Here is a 25,450-nt window from a genome sequence, read left to right as displayed (position 1 = left end):
ATGCAGAAGCTCGTCTTCCTGCCGCTCGGCGTCGTCTTCGGCTTCCTGCTCAGTCGGGCGGGCGCCACGACCTACGACTTCTACCCGCAGCTCTTTCTCTTCAGCCATCTGCAGCTCCTCTGGGTCATCGCCGTGGCGGGGGCGGTGGGCCTCGTCGGCGTGCAGCTCTTGAAGCGCCTCGGGGCGCGCTCTCTCCTCGGCGGGGAGGCGCTCCCTCCCAAGGGCAAGGCCTACCGGAGGACGCTCGTTCCGGGGGCGATCCTCTTCGGCGCGGGGTGGGGCGTGGCCGGCGCGTGCCCGGGGACCGCGCTCGCGATGCTCGGCGAGGGGAAGCTCGGCTCGCTCTTCACGCTGGCGGGGCTGCTCGCCGGGACCTACGTCTTCGGGCTCACGCAGGGGGCAACGCGCTCATGAGGTAGTTGGCCCTTGCGGTGCGAGGCTTTCTCCCTATCATGCTCTGTCGGTCCCGCTCGCCAGGAGACGAAGCGGCTCGCCCGCGATCCCATGACCTCACGACACTGCGCGCTCATACCGCTCGCTTGCGGCCTGGCCTTGGCGACCCTGCTGGCCTCGCCGCGCGTCGAGGCCGACGGCCCCCCGGTGGACGCGCCGGGACTTCTCTCCTCCGACTACCTCCACGCGCCGAACGGGCTCTACCCCATCTGGGAAGACAACGGCCTGTTGCTCGGCCACCGTCACTTCGTGCTCAGCTATCGGCAGGCGCAGTTCGGCATCCTCGACGCCATCCAGGTCGGCGTGAAGCCCTCGGAGCTGATCTTCCGCGTCCCCAACGTGCACGCCAAGGTGTCGCTCTATCGTCGCCGCACGCTCAGCCTGACCGCGCAGGTGGCCCTCTTCGTCGTGCTCCCCGGGGCCAGCGAGGCCTTCGTCTCGTCGAGCTACACCTCCTGGCTCCACAACCCGAACTTCACGGTCTTCGCCCTCCCCCTCTCGCTCTCCGCGACCTGGAAGGTGACCAAGTGGCTCGCGGCGCACAACACCCTCACCGTGCTCAACACGATGGGCGACGCACCGGTGCAGGGGGGCGTCACCGTCGGGAACTACCTCTCCCTCGAGTTTTTGGCCTTCAAGTACCACGGCTTCTTCCTGCACGGCGGCGAGGTCGGGTTCTGGGACCACAACTTCGGCGTCTTCGGCGCGTCGTACCGCTTCCACTACCGCTGGTTCGAGGCGCGCATCGGCTACGTGTACCGGGCGAGCGTGGACGGCCTGCAAGGGCAGCCGCTCTTCGACGTCGGGCTGCTCTTTTGACCGCGGAGGCGAAGATGCGCGGCGTCGCGCTCGCGGGCGCCCTGCTGCTCCTCGGGGCCTGCGATTGGGAGCACTACGCCTTCATGAACAGCCTTCCGGTCGACGGCGACCCGAAGAAGAACCCCGTGGTCCACGTCTACCTGGCCGTGGATGGCCTGGCCTTCAAGACCGTCACCGAGTCGATGGCCGCGGGGCAGATCCCCTCGCAGGGCTGGCAGGCGGTGCAGTTCGTCTCCACCTTCCCCAGCACCTCCGACATCGCCTGGAGCCGCATCCTGCGCACCGAGCGCATGAACGGCTACGAGCTGCACTACTTCAACCCGGAGAAGGACGCGCTGCAGAACGTGGGCTACACGGGTCTCATCTCGCACGGCATCCCCCCGCTCCGCGGCACCCCCTGGGAGGGGCCACCTTACCTGAAGGTCTTCGACTACCACGCAGATGGGTACTTCGACGCCGTGTGGAGCTACGGCTCGCTCGAGCTCAGTCTGATGGAGTCGCTCGACAACCTCTTCTACGTGCTGGGCGGGCGCGTGCGACACAACCCCGTCTTCGTGGGCTACGTCCTCGACATCGACGTGATGGGCCACATGCGGCCGGCTGCGCACGTGAAGGTCGCCTTCCTCGAGCTCTGGCGTCGTATCGAGAAGTTTCGCCGCGACCACCCCGCGCAGCGGTTCGTCTTCACGCTCGTGTCGGATCACGGAATGGACTTCGTGCCCGCCGCGCCGGGGGACTTCATCGACATCCGGCACGTCATGGAGCAAGCGCAGGTGCGCGTGGTGGACTCCTTCGCGGAGGGGCGACGGGAGGCGGGCCCGTACGCGGTCCCCATCCTGCACACCCCCGTCAGCTACGTCTCACTGCACACGGAGCTGGCGCTCGCCGACGACGTCGCGGAGCGGCTCTCGCAGAGCCCCTACGCCGAGGCGGTCGTGTCGCGCTCGCGCCCCGATCGGGAGTTCGATCCGGCAGGAGAGCTGCAGTGGTTCAGCGTGTGGGTGGCGGGGAAGCGCCCGCTGCACGGCGCGCACCACGCGGGGACCAACGCCTACTACCTGCCCGAGGGGCACGACCTCGCAGCGCTGGGGATCAAGAACGTGACCGGCCGGGAGCATGTCGCGGACGGCAGGAAATACCTCGAGGTCACGGACGAGGCGCTCTACTCCGCGGGCGCCCGGAGCCCGTTCCCTGACGTCATCTACCGGGCACGCACGGCGCTCCTGCCGGTGGGCATCAAGTACCCCGCGGACGTCGTCTTCGCCTTCAAGCGCCCGTACGCCTCGCGCGGGTTTCGCACGATCACTGGGGTGGACGAGTCGGCCCGGCACGGCTTCCACGGCAACCTGGACGCCGGGGCCTCGATGGGGGTCGTCCTGACCGAGGAGACGAAGCCGTTGCCCGCGGTACTCCGGGCCGACGACCTGCTCCGCTTCTTTCCCAAGCTGCGGCAGCAGGTGGAGCGCCGGACAGGGCGACGCGAGATTCACGAACGGCGCACGACGCTCGACTACGCGCGGATCAAGCTGGACTGACGCAAGGCGGATCCGAGTGAGGTCTTGTTTTTTGGGGCCGGGTCGGCTAGATGTCGGGGGGTTTGGCTCGCGCGATAGAGGTTTTCGGGCCGCGCGCACGGGCCCCCGGACTTGAATGGAGAGATGACCGAGAGGCCGAAGGTGCTCGCCTGCTAAGCGAGTGTGGGGCCTTTAAATCCCCACCGAGGGTTCGAATCCCTCTCTCTCCGCCTCATCCCACCCGAGCGAATGCCGACCGAGCTCATTCGGTGGACGGCGCTGCGCTCACCAGCTCGACGTTCGTCCGCAGGATCCGCTTCAACGGGTAGAAGCAGGCCGCCTTCAGCAGCACCTCGTCGAAGCTGCAGCCGACGTACGGCAACGGCGGCACGCGGTGGAAGCGCGCCGTGAAGCGATAGCAGGCAGCGGGCAGCGGGGGGCTCCCCTCCGGTTCGAGCCGCAGCGCGGTGCGCAGGGCCCGCTCGGCGATGCGGTCGAAGGGACGCCGCCCGGAGCGCGAGGCCAGGGTCAGCCGGACCTCCCGCCCGTCGGTCTCGATGCAGTAGGTAGCCCGGAGCTCGTCGGCGCGCTCGGCCGCGGCCTCCGCCGCCGCCGCGTAGGCCTCGAGCCGCTGCGGCGCCTCGACCGCACCCCTGGCCTCGCGGTGCGACCTGGACTGCGCGCCCAGCGCCTTCTGCCAGCCGTCCCAGATGCCGTAGACGAAGGAGGCGAGCCCACGCTTGATCGACCCGAGGTGCGCGCGATCTCCCCGGACGAGCTCCCAGTCGACGGTGAAGAGCTGGTCCGCGCGACGAGCTACCTCGAAGAGGCGCGGCGACACGCGCCCGGACCGCGCGTGATGCTGCGCCAGATCCGTCGCGAGGAGGCGCCTGACCCGCTCGGCTAGCGCGGCGCGCGTCGCGGCAGACGAGGTGGCCGACCCGGACGCGCTCCGGCCCGACAGAGGATCGGCCTGCGCCGGGTGGGCCCGACGGGGCAGCTCGGCAAGCGCCTCGAGCGACGGAGCGAGCTCGAGCCGCGACCGCATCCGCAACAGGCCGGAAGGAGCCGGGAGGGCGGCGGGCGTACCCTCGGCGGGGGAGGGCGTAACCCCGGCAGGCTCGACCTGGTCGCGCGTGCGTGGCCCCGCACCGCGCGCGCCCGAGGAAACGCGGCTCCGGAGGTCGAGACCCCGCCGCGTGACGGGGCGCCTCGGCGTCGGGAGCCGCTGCGACGTGACGGGGCGCACCTCTCCCGGTACCGTCTGCGCCGGAACGCGCTCGAGCTCCACCACCGAGGAAAGCGACCGGCCGGAAGATCCCACCGCGCTGCGCGCGCTCCAGTCGGTCCAGGCGAGCACCGGCAGCACCAGAGCATGCGCTCCGATCGACACGGCCAGGCAGACGGCACCGCGAGGGATGCACCGCACGCCAGGATCGACCGCCCGGCCGCCCGCCCCGTTGCCCCGGAGCCCGGCCGGCCTCGACGCAACCTGCGTTCGATCGCGAATGCGGGCTTGACGGATACTGAACACTTGTTCATAACGATACGGACAAGCAGTCTCCAAGACCGTTTCGTTGCCGCAACCGAGAGGGCCCGTGATGCTCGAAGACCCCGTCCCCAAGGGAGTGCGAAGGGTGCTGACACTCTTCGACGAGGAGCTGTCGGCCGTCGCCTTCCCCGACGTGAGCCAGGCCAGCCTGCAGCGCGCCGAGGAGGCGCTGCAGCGAGCGACCGGGGAGCAGCGCGAGCTCGAGACGCATCTCGCCGCGGCGACCGAAGCCGTGGCCGCCGCGCAGGCCGCGCTCGAGCAGCACGCCGCGCGCGCCCTGGCCTACGCGCGGGTGTACGCCGAGGGAGACCCGGCCCTGGCCGAGAAGGTGGCCGCCCTGGCGCTGCGCCCCTCCGATAGAGGGCCGCGGAGCGAGGCGAGCCCCCAGCCGGGGACGCGGTCCCGGCGCCGACGTCCCGAGGCCGAGACCGATCAAGGAACGTTGCTCGCGGCCGCGGGGGCCGCACCCGAAGACGCAGCCGGAACGCCGAGGCTGCGCGTGGTAGAGGTGAAGAGCGCTCGCACGTAGGGCCCACCGCGGAATGCGCTGGTTATTTCGCGGCGAACACCTAGAGTCGGGCGGCGATGCGGACAGGCACGCCGAGAAGGGAGGGGAGCGGCGTCGACGGGGGACGGCTCGCGCTGCAGGCCGAGCTCGACGGGCGTAAGAGCGCGACCGAGCGTAACCGGCTCGGGCAGTTCGCCACGCCGCCCGGCCTGGCGCGCGAGGTGGTGCGACTCGGGCTCGCGTGGCTGCCGCCTGGGCCGCGCGTGCGCTTTCTCGACCCGGCCTTCGGCACGGGGGCCTTCTACGAGGCGCTGCGCGCGCAGCTCGAGCCGCCGCGCATCGCCTGGGCCCGCGGGGTGGAGCGCGACGCGCACTACGCCGGGCCCGCGGCACGGCTGTGGCGACGGAGCGCGCTCGAGCTCGTGCAGGGAGACTTCACGCGGCGTACCGCGCCGACGCGAGAGGCCGAGCGCGCGAACCTCCTCGTCTGCAACCCGCCCTACTCGCGCCACCACCACCTGTCCGCAGCGGACAAGACGCGGCTCCGGCGACGGTGCGAGGCGGCCTCGGGGATGCGGCTCGGCGGGCTCGCGGGGCTCTACGGCTACTTCGTGGGGCTGGCCGATCCATGGCTGCGCGACGGCGGAGTCGCCGTGTGGCTTCTGCCCGCGGAGGTCTGCGAGGTGGCCTGGGGGGCGCCGCTCAGGCGGTACCTGGCCGAGCGCGTCACGCTGCTCCGCCTGCATCGCTTCCGCCCGGACGAAGAACAGTTCGGCGATGCGCTGGTGACCTCGGCCGTGCTGGCCTACCGCAAGGAGCCGCCGGGCGCGGGGCATCGGGTGGAGCTCACCGAAGGGGACTCGCTCGCCCGGCCCTCCGCGCGGCTGGACGCGTCGGCGGAGGAGCTCGCGCGCGCGGACAAGTGGCCGCGCCTCGGGCAGGCGCCTCGATCGAGCGTCGCCGACCACACCCCGCGGCTCGCGGAGCTCTTCGAGGTCCGTCGGGGAATCGCCACGGGCGACAACCGCTACTTCATCCTGGAGGCGGAACGCGCGCGCGCGCTGGGCCTGCCCCCGGAAGTGTTGCGCCCGATCCTGCCGGGCCCCCGCTTTCTCGGCGAGCTGGACGAGATCGCCGCGGACGCGACGGGCGCACCCCTCGTCACGCCGCGGCTCGTGCTCCTCGACTGCGCGTGGTCGCTCGAGGAGGTGAGGCGCCGTTCGCGCGCGCTCTACCGCTACCTCGAGGAGGGCAAGGCCCGCGCGGCGTCACGCTACCTCTGCCGGCACCGCCGCCCCTGGTACGCGCAAGAGCAGCGCCTCCCCGCCCCCATCGTGTGCACGTACATGGGCCGCGGCGCGGCCGTGCGACACGGCGAGCGCCGACCGTTCCGCTTCTTGCTCAACCATTCGCTCGCCACGGTGCCGAACGTCTACCTGCTCCTCTACCCCCGACCCGCGCTGGCCGCGGAGCTCGCCCGCCGACCCGGCCTCGGTCGAGAGCTCTGGAGCGCGCTCCGCGCCCTCGACCCACAGGCGCTACAAGGGGAGGGGCGCGTCTACGGCGGCGGCCTGCAGAAGCTCGAGCCGCGCGAGCTCGGACGCGTGCCGGTCCCGTCGCTCGTCGCGCTGCTCGGGCGCGACTTCAGGCCCTACGCGTCGCCCTCCTCGGGCTCAGGGTAGTGGTGGGCGAAACACGGGTAGCAGAGCCCGTGACTCGTCTCCTCGGGCGGGGTCCGCACGAAGGCCGGGACCCAGTGCCAGACGTCGTCGTTTCGCCCGAGCCGGGTGCGCCGGCAGTGGGCGCACTGCACGATGAGTCCGTCCGCGGTGCGGTAGGTTTCGCGCGGACCCGCCGGCTCTCCGTCCCCGGCGTGCGGCGCCTCGACGAGGAGGCTGTTCACCACGAGCAGGCCTTCCTTCCGCGTCACCGGGTACACGTCCATGCGGAAGGTCCGCCGCAGCGTCGGGCTCGGACACTCGTACTCGTGGGAGCGCGGCTGGCCCGAGACGAGCGTCTGCCCGAAGAGCTCGCGGTAGAAGGACACGAGGGGCTCGGCCACCGCGTCCAGCACCGAGCGACCGAGCGGCCAGGCGTCGAGCATCCGGCGTCCCTCGTTCGCCGCGGCGAAGCGTTCGTAGCTGCCGTTGAAGTAGGCCAGGCGCAGATCACCCCACAGCCCGTAGATCGCGCCCTCCTGGCGTTCTAGCGCGTCGGGTGAGAATCCCACGATGAGGGGCAAGAAGTCCGGATCGACGTGCACGGGCGGCCTCCTCGAGAGGTAACGGACGAAACGAGGACCGTACCCTTCATCGACCGGCGTGAACGACCGTGTAGGGCCCGGCACGGAACGAGCCGATCGTCTTGTGAAGGCCGAGGCGCGCGGTCAGCGCCGGCTCCAGACGGTCTGATGCTGCGTGAGGTAGCGGCCCACCGAACGGATCGCCTGATCCGCCGAGCGACAGACCGGGACGCCTCCCGCGCGTAGCGCCGAGACGAGCGGCTCGTAGCGGGGCCCCGCGTCCACCACCGCCACGAGCGGTTTGTCCGAGCCGGCGAGCAGCGCGGGCAGGCGGCGGGCCAGACTCTCCTCGGAGGCGAGCTCTCCGGGCACGCTCTTCAGGGTGGCCGTGAGCGGCACGATCCCGACCACCAGCGCGTCGAGACCGGGGTCGGCGAGGAAGGCGCGCGCCGCCGCCTCGTACGCGGCGTCGGTGGCCATCGGGGTGAGGTCCAGCGGATTCCTGGGCGTCACGAGCCGCGTCAGGCCGTGTAGCTCGAGGGCCGCGCGCAGCGCCTCCATCGTCCCGGCCGCTAGCGTGGGCAAGGTGAGCTGCCACCGCGGTCCGACGAGCGCGTCGGCGATCCCCACCGCCTCGAAGCCGGCGTTCGAGATCGCACCGAGCGCCGTCCCCGCGGGCCGCTTGTCACAGAGGAACGCGCAGAGCTCGAGGAGCTGCTCGAGCTCGCGAAAGGTGTCCGTGACGAGCGCCCCCGCTTCGGTCGCGGCGGCGGTGCAGACGTCGTAGTCGCCGGCCACCGACGCCGTGTGCCCCGCGGCCGCGCTGCGCCCCTCGGCCGTGCGCCCGGCCTTGTAGAAGAGCACCTGCGTGCCCCGCCGCGTGGCGGCGTCGATCTCCCGCACCAGCTCTAGCCCCTCTTCGTCGCCGAAGCCCTCGGCGTAGATCGCCACGACCTTCACGTCGCTGCGCTCCGCGAGAGCCGAGAGCAGGTCGGCCGGCGTCAGGTCGAGCTGGTTGCCGATCGAGATGGCGAAGGCCGGGTCGAGCGTCTCCAGGTTGCTCAGGCGGCTGACGATGAAGGCCCCGCTCTGCGAGACGAGTGCGACGGGACGCGCCCGCGCCTCGAAGCGCTTGTCCATGCGGCTCTCGGGCACGAAGAACGTATCGTAGCGGCCGGGGCGCGAGACGACCCCCAGGCTGTTCGGCCCGAGGAAGAGCGGGCCCCCGTCGGGACGCGCGCGACCTGAGGCCACGATCCGCCGCAGCTCCTCGGCCAGCGCCTCGCTCCCCTTCGTCTCGCCGGCCCCCCCCGGGATGAGAATCGCCGACTGGACCTTGCCGCTCTCCACCACCTCCTTCGCGATCGCCGGGAGCTGCTCGGCTCCCACCGCGACCACCAGGAGATCGACGGGCTCCTCGAGAGCCGTCAGGCTCGGTACGCAGGCCACGCCGTCGAGCTCGGTGACCCCCGGCTTGATCACCGTGAGCCGCTCGCGCGGAAAACCCGCCCGCTGCACGTTGGAGAGGATGATGTGGCCGAAGCTCGCGGCGGAGCTCGAGACGCCTATCACTCCGACGCGCCCGGGCTCGAGGAGCGCGCGGAGCTTCTGCCGCGGCCTGGGCGTTTTGGCGCGCGCCGCGGTCCCGAGGCGTCCCCGCCCGTCGAGCGGTACGAGCCGCGCGTGGCGAAAGGCGAAGGGGTTCACCTCGAGCTCGACGAGCGACGGCCCCTCGTCGCGCGCGGTGGCGAAGTGGCGGGCGAGGAGCAGGAAGGCGCGGAAGCAGCGCACGAGCTCTCCGTCGCCGACCAACCGCTCGTGCCCGCGCACGCGCCCCGCCAGCAGCTCGTAGGCCGCCGTCCGCTGAAAGAGGGTCAGAAACTCCTCGGCCGTGACCTCGCTCGCCAGGGCCTTGGCCACCGCCAGCCCGGGGCGCATCTTCTGCGCCAGGTACTCGGTATCGAGCCCGCCGAGCCCCGCCGCGAGCACGGGGCCGAACTCGCGCGTGGCCCGCAGTCCGACGAAGAGCTCGCTCCCGAGACCCGCGGCAGCCTGGGGCACGCGCTCGACGATCAGCACCCCCCTCACGTCCGCCTCGGCGTGACGCGCGAAGAGTCGGTCGAGCGCGGCGCGTACGACGTCGCCGTCCTTGCGCACGAAGACGACTCCGCCGGCGTCGCTCTTGTGCACCACCTCCGGAGAGACGACCTTCAGCACCACCTGGTCGCCCGGGAGCTGCGCCAGCGCCTCGTCGGTGGGGAGCTCGTGGTGGCTGACGAAGAGGTGCTCGGGCGGCGCGATGGCCCCCACGAGCTGCACGATGGTGTAGACCTCGTGCTCGAAGAGCTGCGTGCGGCCCTCCGCCAGCGCGGCCTTGAGCGACAGGGCCACCGCGTGCTCCTCGGCCCCCGAGAGCCGCTCCTCGAAGGGCTCGACGGGGAAGACCGGTTCGTCGGGGCGCTCGGCCGCGGCGAGGTGCTCGGGGGAGAGGGTCTCGATGAAGTGGCGCACCGCGGCCGAGCTCGCGCCGCGGGCCACGCCGTCGAGGTAGGTGCGCGCCGCGTGGCGGCCGAAGCGAAAGGCCCGCCGGTTGGCCTCAGCCAGCGCGCCCCCCTTTTCGGCGAAGAGCCCGGCCACCGCCGCCTCGAGCTCGTCCGCGGCGAGCTCGACGAAGAGCGAGGCCGCGCCAAGGAGCACGACGTTGGCCGCGCGCCCCGAGCCGGCCGCCCGCGCGAGGCGCTCGGCGTCGATGAGCACGTGGCGCGGATGCGCCGCGAGTCGCGCGAGCAGCCCCTCGACGGCCGGATAGCCCGTGAGGTTGACGAAGGCGTTGACGCTCGAGACGAGCGACGCCCCGTCGGCGAGCAGGTGCACGTAGCGCAGCGCCTCGAGCGGCTCGACGGAGATGAGGAGGTCGGCGCGCCCCGCGGGGATGAGGTCGCTGTGCAGCACGTGGTCGGCGATGCGGAGGTGCGCCTGCACCACGCCGCCGCGCTGGCTCATGCCGTGCAGCTCGGCCTGGCGCACCTCGAGCCCGCGCCGGAGCGCTGCCCCCGAGATGGCCTGCGCGATCGAGAGAATGCCCTGCCCCCCCACGCCCGCGAGAAGGATGTTGTGCTCCACGGCGTCGTCTCTCTCAGTGGGTCTTCAGGTGGATGCAGGCGCGCTCGGCCACCACCACGCTCAGCCCGCGGTGGGCGATGGCCTGCTTGAGCAGCGCCACGTTCTCCGCGTGGTGCTTCGGGTGCGGCTCGATCACGTGCAAGTGGGCCTCGGGAACGCCGAGCCCGCGCAGGATGGCGAGGAGTCGCTCCCCCGTGGTGTGGCTCGGCTGCACGCCGGTCATGGCCACGGCCGAGTTATCGAGGAGGAGCACCGTGCAATCGGCGTTATCGTGCAGCGCGCTCAGCAGCGCCGTCATGCCGGAGTGCCCGAAGGTGGAATCGCCGATGGTGCAGAGGACGGGGTAGGCCCCGGCCCGCGCCGCGCCGTGGGCCATGGCAATCGAGGCGCCCATGTCCACGCAGGCGTGGACCGCGCGATACGGCGGCATCACGCCGAGGGTGTAGCAGCCGATGTCGCTGAAGAGGAGCGGGTTCGCGAAGGTGGCCACCGCCTCGACGAGGGCCTTGAAGGAGTCGGCGTGCGGACAACCCCGGCAGAGCTGGGGCGGGCGGTTCGCGAGGTCCGAAAGCGCCGTACCCGTCGCGCGCGTCTCGAGGCCGAGCGCTCGCGCCACGAGCTCGGGAGTCAGCTCGCCCGTCGGGGGGAGGTCCCCGGTGAGCTTGCCGCGCACGGCCTTCCCCGGCAGGCCGAGGAGCCCCGTCAGCCGGCGCTCGATGAAGGGGTAGCTCTCCTCGACGACGAGGAGCTCGTCGCAGTGGTCCACGAGCTCGCGGATCCGCGCCACGGGGAGCGGGTAGCGGCCGACCTTGAGCAGCGAGCGATCGGTCGCGCCACCCAGCGCCTCGCGCACGTAGGTCACCGCGTGCCCCGCGGCGATCACCCCGCGCCGCCCCGCCAGGATGAGCTCGTTTTCCGGCGCGCACTCCGACTCGGCCACGAGACGCGCCTGCAGGCGCGTCAGCTCGGCGAAGCGCCGCCGCGCGTTGGCCGGGACGAGGGTCCAGTTGCTCGGGTCGGGGAGCGGTCGCTGCGGCAGCGCCGCGCCTTCGACGGGCGCTCCGTGCGGCGCGACCCCGGCCCGGCTGTGCGCGAGCCGCGTCACGAGACGGAGCATCACCGGCAGCCCGAGCGCCTCCGACGCGGCGAAGGCCTTGAGCGTCAGGTCGTAGGCCTCTTGCTGCGTGGCGGGCTCGAAGATCGGCACCTGGGCGAAATCTCCGTAGACCCGACTGTCCTGCTCGTTCTGCGAGGAGTGCATGCCGGGGTCGTCGGCCACCGCCAGGACCAATCCACTGTTCACACCGCTCAGGGCCGAGTTGAGAAACGGGTCCGCGGCCACGTTCAGCCCGACGTGCTTCATCGAGACCAGCGCGCGGCGTCCCGCGTAGGACATGCCGAGGGCCTCTTCGTAGGCCACCTTCTCGTTCGTGGACCAGACGGTAGCCACGGGCAGCGCGTGCCGGCGCACGACCCGCTCGACGTGTTCGAAGATCTCCGTGGCCGGAGTACCGGGGTAGGCGAAGGCGCCGCCAATCCCCGCGTGCAGCGCGGCCTGGGCCACCGCCTCATCTCCGAGGAGAAGTTCTTTCTGCATGGGTCGCCCCGACGGTCAGCGTGGAGCCGGCGGAGTGACGTCCGCCAGCATGAGGCCGTAGAGCTGGAGCACGTACGGACGGCCTCCGTCGATCCGTGGCGGCTGGGAGCCCGACGAACGAAGTTCCTGCAGCGCCGCCTCCCGCTCCGGGGAACCGCGTCCCCAGATGTTCAGCCCGTAGCCGAAGTCGGCCAGCACGAGCGAGCCGTCGAAGCCGAGCAGCCCCTGCGGGTCTTGCGGCCAGATCCCGTGGCGCTCGCCGAGCTCGAGCAGTCGGGCCCAGTCACTCGCCGTGCGCGCGCTGACCAGACGCCGTCCTCCGCGCACGCAGTAGTCCTTGGTCCCCATCGCGTAGCGGGGCTGGACCATCGCCGGACGGCCGTCGCCGCTCTTCCCGAGTTCCAGCACCTCCACCACGGGGAAGCCGAGCCGCGCGAAGACCTTCTGCAGCCGTAGCTCCTGCTTCCAGTGGTCGAGCGCCCAGGGGTGCATGCGCGCCACGACGAGCGCGAGCTCCGGCCGCCCCACCACGGCGAAGACCTCCTTGCCCGCGCCCACGCCGATCGACTCGCCACGCGGGTAGCGTGTCTCGAGGTTCTCGACCTGGCGAGCCAGCGCCGGGCCGGCCCAGCCGACCAGCACGAACGCGAGCACGATGGCGCGACGGAGCTGCATCCCGCCCTGGCGCATTGCACGGCGAGGGCCAACCCGCGGGTCGGCTAAGATCGCGTTTTATCGCTTGGAAAGGAGTGCTCAGCCAGGCCCTGCTTGGTCCCCCTCGCCAGGCAGGCCCGTCGAGAATCGGAGGGGCGCTACTTGCCCTTCTCGGCGCCGCCCTTGGCCCCCTTGCCCCCCTTCGCGCACTCACACGCGCCGTTCGCGCCCTTGCCCTTGCAGGCGCAGTCGGCCTTCTTGTCCCCCTTGCAGGGGCAGGCGTCGGCGGCCGGCATCGCAGCCAGGCTGAGGGTCAGACCGGCGGCCAGCGAGATGATCATCTTCTTCAGCATCGGAAATCGCTCCAGGTACGGGTTCGGCCCGTAGCATAGCCTGGCAGGGGCGCCCCTGGCCAGGAGAGCGGCCAGGAGGGCAGGGGACGGGGGCCGCCAACGTCTGTCTGCACAGCGCTCAAACAACTATGACATAACGCGTTTTTGCTTCTGTCGCTTGGCACGAGCCGTGCTCTCTCGCCGCCCAGGAGAACACCATGCGGCCTACGCGACACGCACCCAGGTTGTTTCAGGCGTTCCTTCTGGCCCTGCTCGCCTCGGGCGGCAGCGCCCAGGCGGCCCAGCCCAAAGGCCCCGCCGGGACGGAGCTCCGGCGCACGGGCAAGACCGCCGAGCGCCGCATCTATCTCGTGGCCGATCACCTGGCCCAGTTCTCGGGCTACCGGCAGGAGAACGGGCGGCTGGTGGCCAAGAACCCGCTGACTGTCGGGCTCTCGGGTCTCGAGCCCTACTACGCGAAGGGCGTCACTCCCGCGGGCGTCCTGGCCGCCATGTTCGGGCCGGGCGAGGCGCACTATCGGTCCGTCGCCGGCGGCACGCAGGTCCTCTGGGGGGCGAGCCTCGAGCAGGCGCGCCCACTGGGCGTGATCCTCGGCCGCGGCCGGCGCGCGCAGTTCGTGCCGACGACGGAGGCCGTCCAGCTGCGCAACCAGTCGATCGGGGAGGCGCTGATCAAGCAGCTAAATCTCGAGGCCAGCGACTACCGGCGACCCGACCCGGCGCGGTCGTGGGAAACCACCGAGGACGGGCTCTATCGCACGGCCTTCGAGACCGCCACCTACCACTGGAAGACCGGCGAACGCGTCTACAACTCGATTCCGCCCTCCTCCGGCATGCTCGAGTCGGTCGACGCCGGACTGCCCGAGGTCCTGCGGCGCGTGCTGCGCCCGGCGAAGGGTCGAAAGGGGCGCGCGGGGAGCCCCTACGCGCCCTCCGACGCCGAGGTGGCCCTGGCGCTCGAGCGGCCCGAGTTCAACCGCGCGAACGAAAACGAGCGACCGCTGCCCGTCTCCTGGCGGTCACGCAAGGACGCCAAGGGCAACCCGCTCCCCGAGGGACAGTGGGCGCAGCATCGGCTGCTCGTCGATGGTGGCATTGCCAAGTACAGCGTGGCCGTCTTCGGCCCGGGCCTGAAGAACGCGGTGCAGGCCCGCCACGAGCGGAACACCTGGGTGCGCACCCAGAAGCGTGCGCTCAAGCGCAAGACCGTGCCCGAGGCGGCCTGGCAGGTCGCCGACGATTTCTTCCGCCGCACCGAGCTCGTGGACCACCAGGGCCAGCCGGTCCGCGTGGATTCGCTCAAGGGGCTCGATGGGTACTGGGCCAAGTTCAAGACGCCGAGCCACTGGATGTCCTTCGTCTTCGGGCGCGGCGCGCTGCGCCTGAAGAAGATCGACGGCGAGGTCGCGGCGTTCTGGGACAAGCAGCGCGGCGGCAGCCAGCAGGTGGGCTGGATGCGCGAGAAGGGGGGCGTGCGCTACTTCGAGCCGCTCCCGACGGCGCGCAACACCCGAGACCGGGTGATCGGCGAGCTGATCGTGACGGCGGGACGCAAGGACCGGGACGTGCGGGTGGCGGTGCAGTCGGCCGCGCGACGGAACGAGGCGCTGCCCGCGGACGTCGCGGAGCGCGACTACTACTTCTACACCGCCGGCGACCGCTGGAGCCCGAAGTCCGTGTGGAGCGAGATCCGCTACTCGCAGACGATTAGCCGCAGCGGGATCGAGGATCTCATCGCGCCGATCGGCGCCAGCCAGGAGCGGCCGGTGGTCCTGACCTGGGACTCCTCGCGCGCTCCATCCTCCGGGCTGTTCGGCGGGGAGAATTGGATGGACTACGGTCGCGAGGGCAAGACCGTCCGCCACGCGCTCTGGATCACCAACAAGGAGATCATCCACCGCGTGGACGTGCTGAAGCTGCAGCCCTGAGTTAGCCCGCTACTGACAGACCCCCAGCACCGGAGAGCAGGACTGACTGCAGCAGTCGCTATGCTGCTTGCAAATGCTGTTCATGGGCCGACACGAGGGCTGCTTGATCTGGCTCGCCGCGACGTCGGACGGCAGATAGAAGGTTCCGGCCAGAACCTGATTACCGGTAAATATACCGCGATAGACGCCGGCTAGCGTGCCGTCGCAGCTCTTCGGCGCCGAGGCGTGCTTGAGCACCGAAAAGGTGAGCTCGCAGAGCTGCGTCTTGTCGACGGTGGACCAGCCGCTCGCCGTCTTGCGCAGCAGGGCGCACCCCACGGCTCCGTTCGGCGGATAGCTGAGCTGCCCCGCGATCGGGAAGAAATAGAGGCCTATCGTCAGGCTCCCCGTGGCGAGGGGCACGGGGAGCAGCACGAGGCGCAGCGCTCCGCTCGGATCGGTGAGCACGGTCCCGCTCGTGACCTTGGGCGTGGCGCTGAGCACCGAGCCGCTCGACGACGCGACGCCCATGCAGCTCGTGCGGTCCACCCCGGCCGGGTCACCGCCCACCGTCCCCGCCTTGCAGGTCCCCTCGGGCTGGCAGGTCTCGGCGCTCCCGCACCCCGGCGCGCAGGTGCCGCCGCAGCCGTCGGGGCCACAGCGCTTGCCCGTGCAGCTCGGCGTGCAGCTCCCGCCACCCTTCGGCCGGCAGAGCTTGAGCCCCGCTTGCGAGGACGCGGCGCAGTCCTGCGTGGCGGGCTCGGGGCAGGCGTACTTCTGCCCGTTCAGCTCGCACACGTACGCGCAGCGCCAGTCGGTCTCGGCCGCATCGGAGAAGAGGCAGGCCGAGAGCTGACCAAGCCCCGCGGTAGGGCAGCTCTCGCCCGCCTTCTGGCAGCGCCCGAGGCAGAGCCCTCCCGTCCAGTCGGGCAGGCTCGTGCATTGCTCGCTGCCGGAACAGGCGCTCGGCGTCGTGCAGGTCTTGCCCGAGTTGGTGACCGTTGAAAGCGCGCCATCGCCGGCCGCCGCGCGACCGTCCGGTGCGGCGCCGTCGAGGGCCCTCCCGCGAGCGTCCGCACGCCCCCTCCCCCCGTCCCGTGAGGGTCCGGCGTCGGAGGTCCCGAGCGGGTCCTCGCGCCGGACGCGCTGGTCACCGCCGGAGCCTGCGTCGCCCCCACCCGAAGACCCGACGGACGAGTCGTCGCTGCAGCCGGTCAGGAGCAGCGCGCAGAGCAGCGTGGAGCTGGCAATCGATCGCATGATGGTGACCCTCCTTCGCGGCGCGTTGCACGCCGCTCTTCCACGGAGGGCCAGCTCGAAGGCTCGGGTCGCAGCCTATTTTTGCTCGAGCGCTCCTACCGTGACGAAAGTCTGCGGCGCGCTCGCGTTCGCGCGTTCCGCCGAGAGCCACGCGCTGCTGCGGGCGTCGAGGGTGAGACGGAACTCGTCCAGGCTGCCGATGAAGGATGGCCGACCGAACGTGGTGTGCCCGAGGGTCAAGTGCTCGTCGCGAGCGACCGGCACCTGCTTACCCGCCGCGGCGTAGGTGTTCGCGAGCTGTCCGTCCGAATAGGTCCGGACGGTGTTTCCATCGAATACGAGCGCCACGTGCGTCCAGCCGGCCCGCCGCACGGGCACCTGCGCGTACTCGGTCCCGCCCACGAGCTCGAGGTCGACCTGCAGCAGGAACCACCCCGGCGGCGTCGAGCCGAACCGGATCAGCCGGCCCGCCGTCCACGGACCGAGCTGCTCGAACACGCGCGGCTCCATGGCCGGGCTCACGGCACCGTCTGTTGCGTAGTCCGGAAAGAGCCAGAAGGAGAGGCTGAAGCGCGGAGCTCCCGAGACCAGCGCGCTCGCCCCCGCGACGCTCACGCCGTCGGCCAGACTGGTGAAGCGGCGCGCGCTCCCGACGCGCCCCACGACGCTGACGGTCCCGGTGGCCGTCCCGTCGAAGATCTCGGACGCGGCGTTCCGCACCGCCCCTCCCATCGGGTCGGCGAGGTGATAGACGAGCCGATACGCTGACCAGACGGAGCGGCCCGCGGGTGGGGCCGGCGCCGCGGCGCGACCGAAGTAGAGGTAGAAACGCGCACCCGTAGCAGAGGCCAGTCGAGGGAGCTTGACCCAGGCCACGAGCGCCCCGCTCGACGCCGACCAGGACTCGACCTCGTGCTCGTAGACCACCGCGCCATCCACGGAGACGAAGCGCAGATCGTTCGGCCCCGTGACCTGCGCGCGAAGGTCCGGATCTCCGGCGAGCGAGACGAGCACGGGGAAGTCGAGGAGGTCCGCGGTGACCGCGCCGGCGGGCACCGTGAGGAGTTTGCGGTACGGATGTCTCGCGTCCCACCAGGCCGTGCCGCCGTAGGGGCTCCCGTCGGTCCCGGCTCCGTCGCCCGCCGCCCCATCCCCGCGCGCCCCGTCGCGCGCCCCGGCCGTCGCGTCATGCAGTGCCAGGCCATCCCGGCTCCATCCGTCGGTCACGAACCCCGGGCCGTCCTCTGCCACGCCGGCGTCCGCCGCGCCACGCGTCCGGTCGAATCCCAGGCGCGAGCACCCGGCACACGCGACGATCGCCAGGGCCGCCGCCAACGACGCTCCGTAGCTCCCGCGATGCCCGTGGCCACGCCGCACCTTCCCAGCATAGCGCAGTCCCGAGCCTCGGGCGCGAGCCCTTAGCGCGGCGCGCGGCGTCGACGCATCACGACCAGCGCGAGCAGAGCGAGGAGCGCGACCAGGCCGCTCGAGCCGCGCGCGTCGCTGCCGACGGAGCAGCCGCCCGCGAGCTGGTGATCGCCGCGCGACGGCAGGGTCTCCGGCGTCGAGCCCGACGGCGTCGGCGCCTGCACGAGCCCTGAGCTTCCGGTGGCGGTCGAGCCCGCGGGCTCCACGCTCGTCGCCGAGAAGAGGCGCGTCGAGGCCGGCCCCACCGTCTCCTTGTCGTGCATGGCAAAGACGGCCTGCGTGCGGAACTCGTACTTGCCCGCCGGCAGCTTGGCCACCGTGAGCTGACCCACGCGCTCGAAGGCGTCCCCGCGCTGCTTGGTCCCGGCGGCCAGCGCGTCGTAGTCCCAGACCGCCACGCGCTGCGAGACGACGACCTTGCCCGTCGTCTGGTCGGTCACCGTAACCAGCGTGTAGGCGCGGTGCGGGTGGCCGTAGTAGGCGCTCTTGTTCGGGTCGGCGTCGGTGTCGTAGCCCGTCTTGAAGCTGAAGACCACCGGCTCGTCGGCCGGGACCGCGCTCTCGTCGCCCGTCGTCCCGCCGGGAGCCGGCTCGAGGGGCGGCTGCTGCCCGGGCTTCCCCGGCGCGACGCCGTCCGCGCTCGTGTTCGTGTCGGGCTGGGAGCAGGCGCGGGCCTCTCTCTCGAGCCACGGGGTCGCCGAAAGACCGAAGCCCAGGGCGATGGCCAATCCAGCTCGGGCAAGCGAATGCATAAGGCACCTCCTCGTTCGGACCCCGTCAGTGAGCAGGTTGCGTGCCGGGCACGCGCGGCGGTGATCCTTCGAGGGAAAGGCGTGCGGGATCGCGGACCGCCCTGGGGCTTGGGGCCTCGATCGGGGTGGAGCCTCCCAGGACGGGCGCCCGACGTCCCGAGGGGCCGCGTAGGCTGGCGGCGCATCTCACACCCTCCGCGCGTTTTCGGAGCACACCGCAGGGGGAGCACGGCCCCCACCGACGCGCAGCCTACCGAAAGGACTCGAGCTCGCACTCCGCTGCCCTGCGGTTTGGCCCTTGCAACGGCGCACGGCATGCACTCCGTCGTCTCGACGCGTGCCGGGGCCCATCCCGGTGCTCGCGGCTGGTGCGCGCGCGGCTGGTGCGCGCGCCGCGGGAGCCCCTGGGCCGCCGCCACCCTGCTGCTCTGCCTCTCCGTCGGGGTCGCCTCCGCCGAGGTGCCCCGCGAGGAGGTAGCGCAGGTTCTGAAGCGGACCCGCAAGGACCGCTACATGGAGCTCGAGCGGCGGTTCCACCACTACGCGAGCGAGTTCTCGAGCCCGGCGGGGATCCCGGGGCTCCGGCCCTTCGACGGCAGCACGCCGCGGCGCCTCCGCGGCCCGCTCTCGAAGGCCAACAACGCCCTCGTGAAGCAGGGCTCCGCGCTCGGCGCCCATCTCTTCGGGCTCGGTCGCGACGCGGTCTGGGTCGACGCGGGGGCCGGGTACGCTCGCGCGCAGCGCGACTACCGCGAGCTCGGGGGCGAGGCCCGCCTCGTCGCCGTCGGCCTCTCGCTGCCCACGCGGAACCTCTTCAAGGCCCTCTCCCTGCTCGCCTACCAGGCGCTCCCCCACCATCGCTTCCGCTACGTCGGGCAAGGGCCCATCGAGCAGCTCCCCGAGCAGAAGCGGCGCGCGCTCTTCGGCCGGGTGGACGTGATCACCGACGTCTTCGGCGCCTTCGCCTACTCGGATCGACTGGACCGCGTGCTCGCGACCTACGCCTCGATGCTCAAGGTGGGGGGCCGCGCCTACGTGACCTTCGATGCGGACACCCGCCTCGAGGACGCCCGGGGCCGGAAGGTGCCGGTGGCGGAGTGGATCGGCTCCGTGGGCGGGCTACGGGTGACCCAGCTCCACGACCCCTACTCGCTCCTCATCGAGAAGACGCAGGAGGAGGTGCGCGTGCCGCGGCTCGACCTGCTCTACCTGCGCTTCGACTATCCGTCGCGACGCGGCTACCGCATCGTGGACTAGGGGCTCGGCCCGCCCGCGCTCCCGCGGCCTACGCGGGCTGCGCGCACGCCCCTACCAGTCCACGAGCACCCACTCCTTCGCGCGCTCGTCGAAGAGGAACTGCCGCGCGGCGAGCCGAAGCTTGGCCGCGCGTCGGGACGGACTCTCGCCCTCGCGATGCGCATAGACCTCGACGCTCTCCGAGGCCAGCACCGCGCGCTGCAGGGCCTCGCGGCGAGCGAGGAGCTGCCCCACCCGACCGGGGAGCATGCGGAAGCGCCAGCCGAGCTCGGTGAACAGCAAGAAGCGCGAAAGGCCGGTCGCCTCGCGTTTCGTGGGCGGAGCGGCGTCGAACTGCGCGAAGAGTTTCGCGTGGCCCTCGAGGAAGGTGCGGCCGTTGAGGGTGCCGGGGATGCGCTCCTGGATCACGTAGCCCTCTCCCGCCTCGAAGACCCGGGCGTGACGCACGCCTCGGGCCTTCGGCGGCGACGTGAACTGCGCCAGGCGCTCGAGGCCGAAGGCGATGGGATCGGCCAGACGTGTGCGTGCGTCGCCCGCGACGAGGGGCACGCGCAGCACGCGGTCCGGCTGGCCTTCGAGCGCGTAGATCTGCGAGGCGTTCCCCGCGCCGAGGAAGCGACCGAGCACGACCTCGCGGGTGGTCCCCGCGGCGGAACGGAAGCGCAGCCGGTCCCCGCGGCGCATGAGCAGCACCTGCTCGTCGAACCGGGAAAGCCCTCCCTTGTGAAGGCCCGCACCGGAGCTCGCCGGCCGCCGATGGTCGCGCGCCTCGAAGACCCAGAGAGAGCTCGTGCTACCGAGCGCGTTCTTGTAATCGGCGAGCCGCCGGGCGTTCTCGGGGCGCCGCGACTCCTCCGAGCCGAGGGCGTGCGCGGCGAGCGAGGCTACCGTCGGAGCTGCGAGCTCGCGCCGCGCCTCGAGCCGCGGGGCGGCCAGGACCAGGGCCAAGCCCAGGGCGAGGGCCGAGCAGGCGGCGAGCGCCCGCCAGGGGAGGAGCCGACCGGGGCTGAGGGGCATGACACGCTCGGTCGACGACGGTCGATGGGCGAGGAGTGTGCAGCGGCCGTGCCAGGAGGTGGGCCCGGCGTGCCGCACGCAACCCCGCGTCCGGCCGAGGCCCGCGTGGGCGCCGGGCTGCGGAACTGGCGTCCACCGACCCCTCCGGAGGCAGATCTACCCGCCAGCCCGCGCCGCCCGCGACCAGCCTCGAATGGCGTCGATCTCCGGGGCGGGGATGCCCAGCGACTCGAGGAAGTCCTGGTGTCCGAGGGGGGAGAGGCGCTCGAACTCGACGTGCCAGCGCCGCATATCCTCCTCGGAGAGGCCGGTAGAGCGCAGGAGCGCGACCCACGCCGCCTTGTCCAGGGCCCGCGCGCTCCCGAGCCGGCTCGGGTTCTTCAGCAGCGCCACGACGAGCCGCTGCTGCTCGCGAAGCGCGGCGATCTCGCCGTTCAGCTCCTCCAGCCGCCGCTCCAGGAGCTCGACGGTGCGGCCGCTTCCGCCGTCGAGCAGTTGCTGGATTTCGCGCAGCCCGAGCCCCGCCTCCCGATAGCGGCATATCGCCTCCAGCCGCCGCATATCGGCCTCTCCGTAGAGCCGATAACCCGCGGCGGTGCGTCGCGCCGGACGCAGGAGGCCTATGCGGCTATAATGGAGCAGGGTGCTCCGGGAGAGGCCGAAGCGCCGCGCGAGCTGGCTGATGGTCTGCATGCGCCGCCGACGAGCTTACCCCGCCCGGGACCAGGTGCGAATCCGCTCCACCTCCGGCTCCCCGAGCCCGAGCCAGGCGAGAAAACTCCCGTGGGCCTCGGGCCACCTCTTCTCGAAGGCCACGTGCCAGCGGTGCATCGCCTCGTCGTCGAGGCCTACCTCGTGAAACAGCTCCACCCAGGCCTCCTTGCCGAAGTTCGCGCTCGTCATCGTTCGTCTCCTTCCGGTGCCGGTCGCCACCGCGACGGCCACTTCCCTTACCCTGAACTGTGAAGCCATGGACGGGTCAATCCTGCAATCCAACTGCCGGCGGCGCTCTGGTATGATCGCCGCGCTCTTCCGGAGAGTCCGCATGGGATCGAAGCTTTCCCCGTTGCTCCTGCCGATCTGTCTGGTCGCGCTGGCCTTCTCGGAGGCCCGGGCCAACGCCCCGGCACCCTGGGCCGTCTGTGATGGCAAGCGAGAGGGCGACTCGTGCGCCTCGAGCTACTACCCGAACGGCCGATGCGTCAGGCAGCCGGCGGAGCTGTGCTCCAGGCCGAGGAACGCCGTCGGCACCTGCCTCTCCTGCGAAAGCTCGGGCAAACGCGGCGGCTGCACGCTCGGCCGCGGCGCAGGAGACGGCGGCGCAGGAGACGACTGGGCGCCATACGGCACGCTCCTTCCGGCCGCGGCGCTCCTCGCCCTCGCGCTCTGGCTCCGCCGGCGGCGATGACGCTGGCTCGTCGCTCTCGGCCGCTGCTCCCCGTCCTCGTCTGCGGCCTCCTGTGCGCCGCGTGCGCGGGGAACAAGAAGTCGCGCCCCCTCGACGGCGCGATCTCCCCCCTGCGCCACGACGGCCAGCTCCCGGGTCCCACCTCCGACGGCCAGGTCGTCTCCGGCGACCAGCGCGGGCCGACGCCCCCCACGGGCATCGTCTTCGACAGCGCGAGCACGGCCGCGGTGCCGCCGGGGGGGGGCGGGGCGAAGGAGCTCAGCGTCGAGCACACCACCGGAACCGACGGAAATCGCCTCCTGCTCCTCGGTCTCGCGGCCCGGGGAGATGCGACGGTCGTCTCGGTCACCTACGCCGGGACGCCCCTCAAGAAGCTTCGCCACGACGGCGCCGGCGCCGATGCGCGCACGGAGCTCTGGTATCTCGTCGCGCCACCGAGCGGCAAGCAACCCCTGCGCGTCGAGGTCGATCGCGTGCAGCACTTCGTCATCGGCGTGACGAGCTGGGCCGGCGTGGACCCCGCCACCCCTTTCGTGGGCACGGGCGCGGGCGCCACCGGGGACGCGAAGGACCTCGAGCTGCCGCTCCCGTCGGAGACCGGCCAGCTCGCGGTGGACGTCGTGACGGCGCAGTTCAAGGACGCCGAGCTCGCCCCGGGCGCTGGCCAGTCCCGCCGCTGGTCGGTCAAGTCGGAGCACAACGAAGGCGCCTCGAGCAGCGCGCCGGGAGCTGCCGACCTGAAGCTCCGCTGGAGCCAGACCGGAACCCCGCAGCCCTGGGCTCTCTCGGCGGTCGCCCTGCGGCCGTCTCGATAGCGCGCCGCCGCGGCCCTCCCTCGCCCGCTTTTTCCGGCCCGTTGCACCGCCGACCGATCCAGCCTAAGTTTCCAGCATGAAACTCCACGGCATGATCGACATTCGCGTTCACGGCGAGCAGGTGCTTCGCGACCCCGGCTTCTGGGACAAGGTGAAGAAGGCCTTCGGCGGCTCGCCCGACCTGCGCACGGATCGGGTCCGCACCTCGCTCGAGGCGGCCACGCTGGTCGAGGGCTCGCGGCAGGCGCTCACCCGCCTCGGCGCGACCAACGCCATCTCGCTGGTCATCGACAAGCAGGTGCTCTTCGAGGACAAGGAGGGCCACCCGGACGACCTCGCGGACCTGATGGCCGCCTTCCGCGACAACGCGCCCGTCTTCGGCACGAACTTCGACCTCCTCCGCCTGGTGGTGGAGCACGAGGAAGCGGGCCTGCACACGGTCATCGAAGTGATGGCGCGCAGCGAGCACGCCGCCAACGAGACCGCGGCCCGCGTGGTGATCGGCGGCCGCATCAAGGACTTCGAGCCCCGCCCCGGCGAGACGGCCGAGGCCTACCGCGCGCGGGTCGAACCGCTCACGAAGACCCCGGCCATCTTCGAGGCCCACCGCGCGCAGTTCGAGGCCTTCGTGAGCCGCGTGGCCGACGCCCTGCGGGGCACCCTGGCGGATGCCGAGATCAGCGTCCGCGAGGCCGAGGCGAAGGTCGAGCAGCCGAGCCAGGGCCAGCGGCCCCCGGCCGTGGCGCCCACCGACCACCGCTACGACCCCTACGACAGCTACTACCCGAGCCCCTTCTCCGGGCTGCTCTCGATGATGATGTTCAGCTCCATGCTCTCCTGGGCCTTCATGCCGCACTACACGGTCGTGAACTACGCCGGCTTCCCGCTCGGCGCGACGGACACGATGAGCGTCGACTCGCTGCAGGCGGCCGCGAGCGGCCAGGAGCTGAGCTCGGCCTACGACGGCGACCTGGGCGGCGACCTGAGCGGCGAGATGGGCGGCCTCGACGGCGGGGACTTCGAACGCTCGGCGGGGGACTTCTTCGGCGGAGACGGCGGCGGGGGCTTCGACTTCGGGGACTGGTAGAGCTTACCGAGGATCGTATCGCGCTAGGACGCGCCTCCGCGATAGCGTGCTATCGCGCCGCGTCCGCGGCCCCGCCCCCCGGCGGAGGTCCGAGCAGCTGATCGGCCGTCATCGCGTTGAATTGCTCGATGCTGTTCACCGCGATGCCGAGCGGGCCGACCCACTCGTTCCCGGCGTGGATCACCTTGGGCAGCAGATTCGCCGGCGAGGCCGAGCGACTCACGCCCAGACGGTGCCAGAGGCTCTGGTTGGGCCCGACCTCGGCCTGCACGAGCCACCACATGCACCCGGCCCGCTGCTGCTGGTTCGGATGCCGCGCGACGTACGTGTTCCAGCTCGCACCGTCGGCGGCCCAGAAGTTCAGGAGGTGCTGGAGCTCCTGCTGCGGCAGCCCGAAGACCTGATACTGACCGGTACCGTTCGGCGCCATGTTGGGATTGGCGGCACGCGTCCGCCCAGCCGCATAGCCGTTCCCGCCCGCGCCGTAGCCGTAATGCGCGTAGTCCCCGGGCGCGATATTGACCGTGACGTGGATCTTGTCCTGTGCGGCGCGATAGATCATCGCGCCGTTCGTCACGTTGAAGGCCTGCTCGAAGGCCTGGTAGGTGTTCGCCAGCACGGGTACCACGATCCGGCACAGGCCGGGGCGCGCGGCGAGCGGCACCTCCTTCATGGGCAGCCCGAACTGCTGGCAGTAGGCCTGCGCCTTCGCGCGCCACTGCTGCTGGAGGTTCTGCGCGGAAGCGACCCTCGCGCCGCCCACGAGCGTCACAGCGCCGAGCAGACCGAGGAACCAGGCAGCGCGAAGGGCTCTCGCCCCGAGTGAGGTCATGACAGGCTCTCCACGTTCGGGCCAGTCGAGCGACCGGCGCTGACGACGGGGTGTCGCGCTCAGCGAACCGCGTCGGCTGCCCCACCACCCGGCGGGGGGCGCAGCAGCTGCGCATCGTTCATGGCGTTGAACTCTTGAATGCTATTTACCGGGATACCGAGCGGGCCGACCCACTCGTTCCCTGCATGAATGAGCTTGGGCAAGAGGTTCGCCGGCGTGGCGGAGCGGCTGACGCCGAAGCGGTGCCAGAGGCTCTGGTTCGGGCCGCTCTCGGCCGAGACGAGCCACCACATGCAGCCGGCGCGCTGCTGGGCTCCCGGGCGCCGCGCGGCGTAGTTCTGCCAGCTCGCGCCGTCCTGGGCCCAGAAGTTCGTCAGGTGGTTGAACTCCGGCGCCGGCAGACCGAGCACCTGGTACTCCCCGCCGAGCTGCGGGCTCATGTTCCCGTTCGCCGCGCGATTGCGGAGCGCGAAGTAGCCGTTCACGCCGTTGCCGTAGCCGTAGGACATGAAGTCGTTCGGCCCCAGGTTCAGCGTGACGTGGACCTTGTCGTTCGCCGCGCGATAGATGAACGCGCCGTTCGCCATGCTGAAGGTCTGCTCGAAGGCCTGATACGTGTTGGCGAGGATCGGCACCACGATGCGACACATGCCGGGGCGCGCCGCGAGCGGCACCTCCCGCATCGGCAGGCCGAACTGCTGGCAATAGGCCTGCGCCTTCGCGCGCCACTGCTGCTGGAGGTTCTGCGCGAACGCACCGCGCGCGGAAACCAGGACGAGGCTCGCCGTCAGGGCGGCGATACACCACGCCGCGCGACGACACGTCGCTCGATGGGTCTGCATGTCACTCCTCTACAAATCGGACGGGCAATC

Annotated in this window: 24 protein-coding genes and 1 tRNA gene; 11 read left to right on the top strand and 14 right to left on the bottom strand. The window is 71.6% G+C overall.

From position 1 onward, the window contains the following. The 4 genes from IT371_23310 to IT371_23295 all read left to right on the top strand — a co-directional run bounded on the left by IT371_23310 (position 1) and on the right by IT371_23295 (position 3,016). Positions 1–414, top strand: coding sequence for a YeeE/YedE family protein (locus IT371_23310; GenBank protein ID MCC6750609.1), 414 nt, complete (start codon positions 1–3; stop codon positions 412–414). 90 nt (positions 415–504) lie between these two features. Continuing rightward, complete coding sequence (locus IT371_23305) at positions 505–1,272, top strand: hypothetical protein (protein MCC6750608.1); 768 nt, start codon at positions 505–507, stop codon at positions 1,270–1,272. A gap of 14 nt (positions 1,273–1,286) precedes the next feature. Continuing rightward, on the top strand, positions 1,287–2,807 hold the full coding sequence (locus IT371_23300) for a hypothetical protein (protein ID MCC6750607.1): 1,521 nt from the start codon (positions 1,287–1,289) through the stop codon (positions 2,805–2,807). A gap of 117 nt (positions 2,808–2,924) precedes the next feature. Further along, a tRNA-Ser gene (locus IT371_23295) sits at positions 2,925–3,016 on the top strand. Positions 3,017–3,048: 32 nt separating this feature from the next. On the opposite strand, the gene IT371_23290 is transcribed toward IT371_23295, so the two are convergent. Beyond that, on the bottom strand, positions 3,049–4,215 hold the full coding sequence (locus IT371_23290; protein ID MCC6750606.1) for a hypothetical protein: 1,167 nt from the start codon (positions 4,213–4,215) through the stop codon (positions 3,049–3,051). A 169-nt stretch (positions 4,216–4,384) separates the two neighbouring features. Between IT371_23290 and IT371_23285 the strand changes: the two genes are divergently transcribed. Continuing rightward, complete coding sequence (locus tag IT371_23285) at positions 4,385–4,867, top strand: hypothetical protein (protein MCC6750605.1); 483 nt, start codon at positions 4,385–4,387, stop codon at positions 4,865–4,867. Between the two features lie 56 nt (positions 4,868–4,923). After that, complete coding sequence (locus IT371_23280) at positions 4,924–6,528, top strand: SAM-dependent DNA methyltransferase (GenBank protein ID MCC6750604.1); 1,605 nt, start codon at positions 4,924–4,926, stop codon at positions 6,526–6,528. Here IT371_23280 and IT371_23275 read toward each other — a convergent pair. The 5 genes from IT371_23275 to IT371_23255 form a co-directional block, all read right to left on the bottom strand. Continuing rightward, the gene (locus IT371_23275; GenBank protein MCC6750603.1) at positions 6,498–7,109 is read right to left on the bottom strand and encodes a hypothetical protein; all 612 of its coding nucleotides are present in this window, start codon (positions 7,107–7,109) and stop codon (positions 6,498–6,500) included. The two genes, IT371_23280 and IT371_23275, sit on opposite strands and share 31 nt — an antisense overlap. 123 nt (positions 7,110–7,232) lie before the next feature. Further along, positions 7,233–10,211 (bottom strand): indolepyruvate oxidoreductase subunit beta, encoded by a 2,979-nt coding sequence (locus tag IT371_23270; protein ID MCC6750602.1) that lies wholly within the window; start codon positions 10,209–10,211, stop codon positions 7,233–7,235. 13 nt (positions 10,212–10,224) lie between these two features. Beyond that, positions 10,225–11,808: an indolepyruvate ferredoxin oxidoreductase gene (locus IT371_23265; GenBank protein ID MCC6750601.1), complete on the bottom strand. Its 1,584-nt coding sequence runs from the start codon at positions 11,806–11,808 to the stop codon at positions 10,225–10,227. Positions 11,809–11,823: 15 nt separating this feature from the next. Continuing rightward, positions 11,824–12,483: a hypothetical protein gene (locus IT371_23260; protein MCC6750600.1), complete on the bottom strand. Its 660-nt coding sequence runs from the start codon at positions 12,481–12,483 to the stop codon at positions 11,824–11,826. A gap of 137 nt (positions 12,484–12,620) precedes the next feature. Next, the gene (locus IT371_23255) at positions 12,621–12,815 is read right to left on the bottom strand and encodes a hypothetical protein (GenBank protein ID MCC6750599.1); all 195 of its coding nucleotides are present in this window, start codon (positions 12,813–12,815) and stop codon (positions 12,621–12,623) included. 197 nt (positions 12,816–13,012) lie between these two features. Here IT371_23255 and IT371_23250 point away from each other — a divergent pair, with 197 nt between their 5' ends. Next, entirely contained in the window at positions 13,013–14,743 is a 1,731-nt protein-coding gene (locus IT371_23250; protein MCC6750598.1) for a hypothetical protein, read from the top strand. 9 nt (positions 14,744–14,752) lie between these two features. Here IT371_23250 and IT371_23245 read toward each other — a convergent pair whose 3' ends face one another. The 3 genes from IT371_23245 to IT371_23235 form a co-directional block, all read right to left on the bottom strand. Further along, a complete protein-coding gene (locus IT371_23245; protein ID MCC6750597.1) occupies positions 14,753–15,982 on the bottom strand; it encodes a hypothetical protein in 1,230 nt (409 codons plus the stop codon). Positions 15,983–16,057: 75 nt separating this feature from the next. After that, entirely contained in the window at positions 16,058–17,209 is a 1,152-nt protein-coding gene (locus tag IT371_23240; GenBank protein ID MCC6750596.1) for a DUF2341 domain-containing protein, read from the bottom strand. A 191-nt stretch (positions 17,210–17,400) separates the two neighbouring features. Further along, a complete protein-coding gene (locus IT371_23235) occupies positions 17,401–18,162 on the bottom strand; it encodes a hypothetical protein (protein MCC6750595.1) in 762 nt (253 codons plus the stop codon). Between the two features lie 315 nt (positions 18,163–18,477). Between IT371_23235 and IT371_23230 the strand changes: the two genes are divergently transcribed. Beyond that, a complete protein-coding gene (locus IT371_23230; protein ID MCC6750594.1) occupies positions 18,478–19,419 on the top strand; it encodes a hypothetical protein in 942 nt (313 codons plus the stop codon). 51 nt (positions 19,420–19,470) lie between these two features. Here IT371_23230 and IT371_23225 read toward each other — a convergent pair whose 3' ends face one another. The 3 genes from IT371_23225 to IT371_23215 form a co-directional block, all read right to left on the bottom strand. After that, positions 19,471–20,436, bottom strand: coding sequence for a hypothetical protein (locus IT371_23225; GenBank protein MCC6750593.1), 966 nt, complete (start codon positions 20,434–20,436; stop codon positions 19,471–19,473). Between the two features lie 156 nt (positions 20,437–20,592). Beyond that, on the bottom strand, positions 20,593–21,129 hold the full coding sequence (locus IT371_23220; GenBank protein ID MCC6750592.1) for a MerR family transcriptional regulator: 537 nt from the start codon (positions 21,127–21,129) through the stop codon (positions 20,593–20,595). A 15-nt stretch (positions 21,130–21,144) separates the two neighbouring features. Next, complete coding sequence (locus tag IT371_23215; protein MCC6750591.1) at positions 21,145–21,339, bottom strand: hypothetical protein; 195 nt, start codon at positions 21,337–21,339, stop codon at positions 21,145–21,147. Between the two features lie 142 nt (positions 21,340–21,481). On the opposite strand from IT371_23215, the gene IT371_23210 reads away from it, so the two are divergent. The 3 genes from IT371_23210 (at position 21,482) to IT371_23200 (ending at position 23,746) form a co-directional block, all read left to right on the top strand. Next, positions 21,482–21,844 (top strand): hypothetical protein, encoded by a 363-nt coding sequence (locus IT371_23210; protein ID MCC6750590.1) that lies wholly within the window; start codon positions 21,482–21,484, stop codon positions 21,842–21,844. Further along, positions 21,841–22,659 carry a hypothetical protein gene (locus IT371_23205; GenBank protein MCC6750589.1) on the top strand — a complete coding sequence of 273 codons (819 nt, stop codon included), beginning with the start codon at positions 21,841–21,843 and terminating at the stop codon, positions 22,657–22,659. The genes IT371_23210 and IT371_23205 overlap by 4 nt, the downstream gene beginning before the upstream one ends. A gap of 76 nt (positions 22,660–22,735) precedes the next feature. Continuing rightward, positions 22,736–23,746, top strand: a complete 1,011-nt coding sequence (locus IT371_23200) for a hypothetical protein (protein MCC6750588.1) — start codon at positions 22,736–22,738, stop codon at positions 23,744–23,746. Positions 23,747–23,795: 49 nt separating this feature from the next. Here the strand turns inward: IT371_23200 and IT371_23195 are convergent, their stop codons facing one another. Together IT371_23195 and IT371_23190 are read right to left on the bottom strand one after the other, a co-directional pair. Continuing rightward, on the bottom strand, positions 23,796–24,578 hold the full coding sequence (locus IT371_23195; protein MCC6750587.1) for a hypothetical protein: 783 nt from the start codon (positions 24,576–24,578) through the stop codon (positions 23,796–23,798). 59 nt (positions 24,579–24,637) lie between these two features. Then, the gene (locus IT371_23190) at positions 24,638–25,420 is read right to left on the bottom strand and encodes a hypothetical protein (GenBank protein ID MCC6750586.1); all 783 of its coding nucleotides are present in this window, start codon (positions 25,418–25,420) and stop codon (positions 24,638–24,640) included. Positions 25,421–25,450 lie beyond the last annotated feature (30 nt).

Source organism: Deltaproteobacteria bacterium, from assembly GCA_020848905.1.
Taxonomy (GTDB): domain Bacteria; phylum Myxococcota_A; class Polyangia.
Note: the sequence above shows the minus strand (reverse complement) of the source record. Positions and strands in the feature narration are given on the sequence as shown.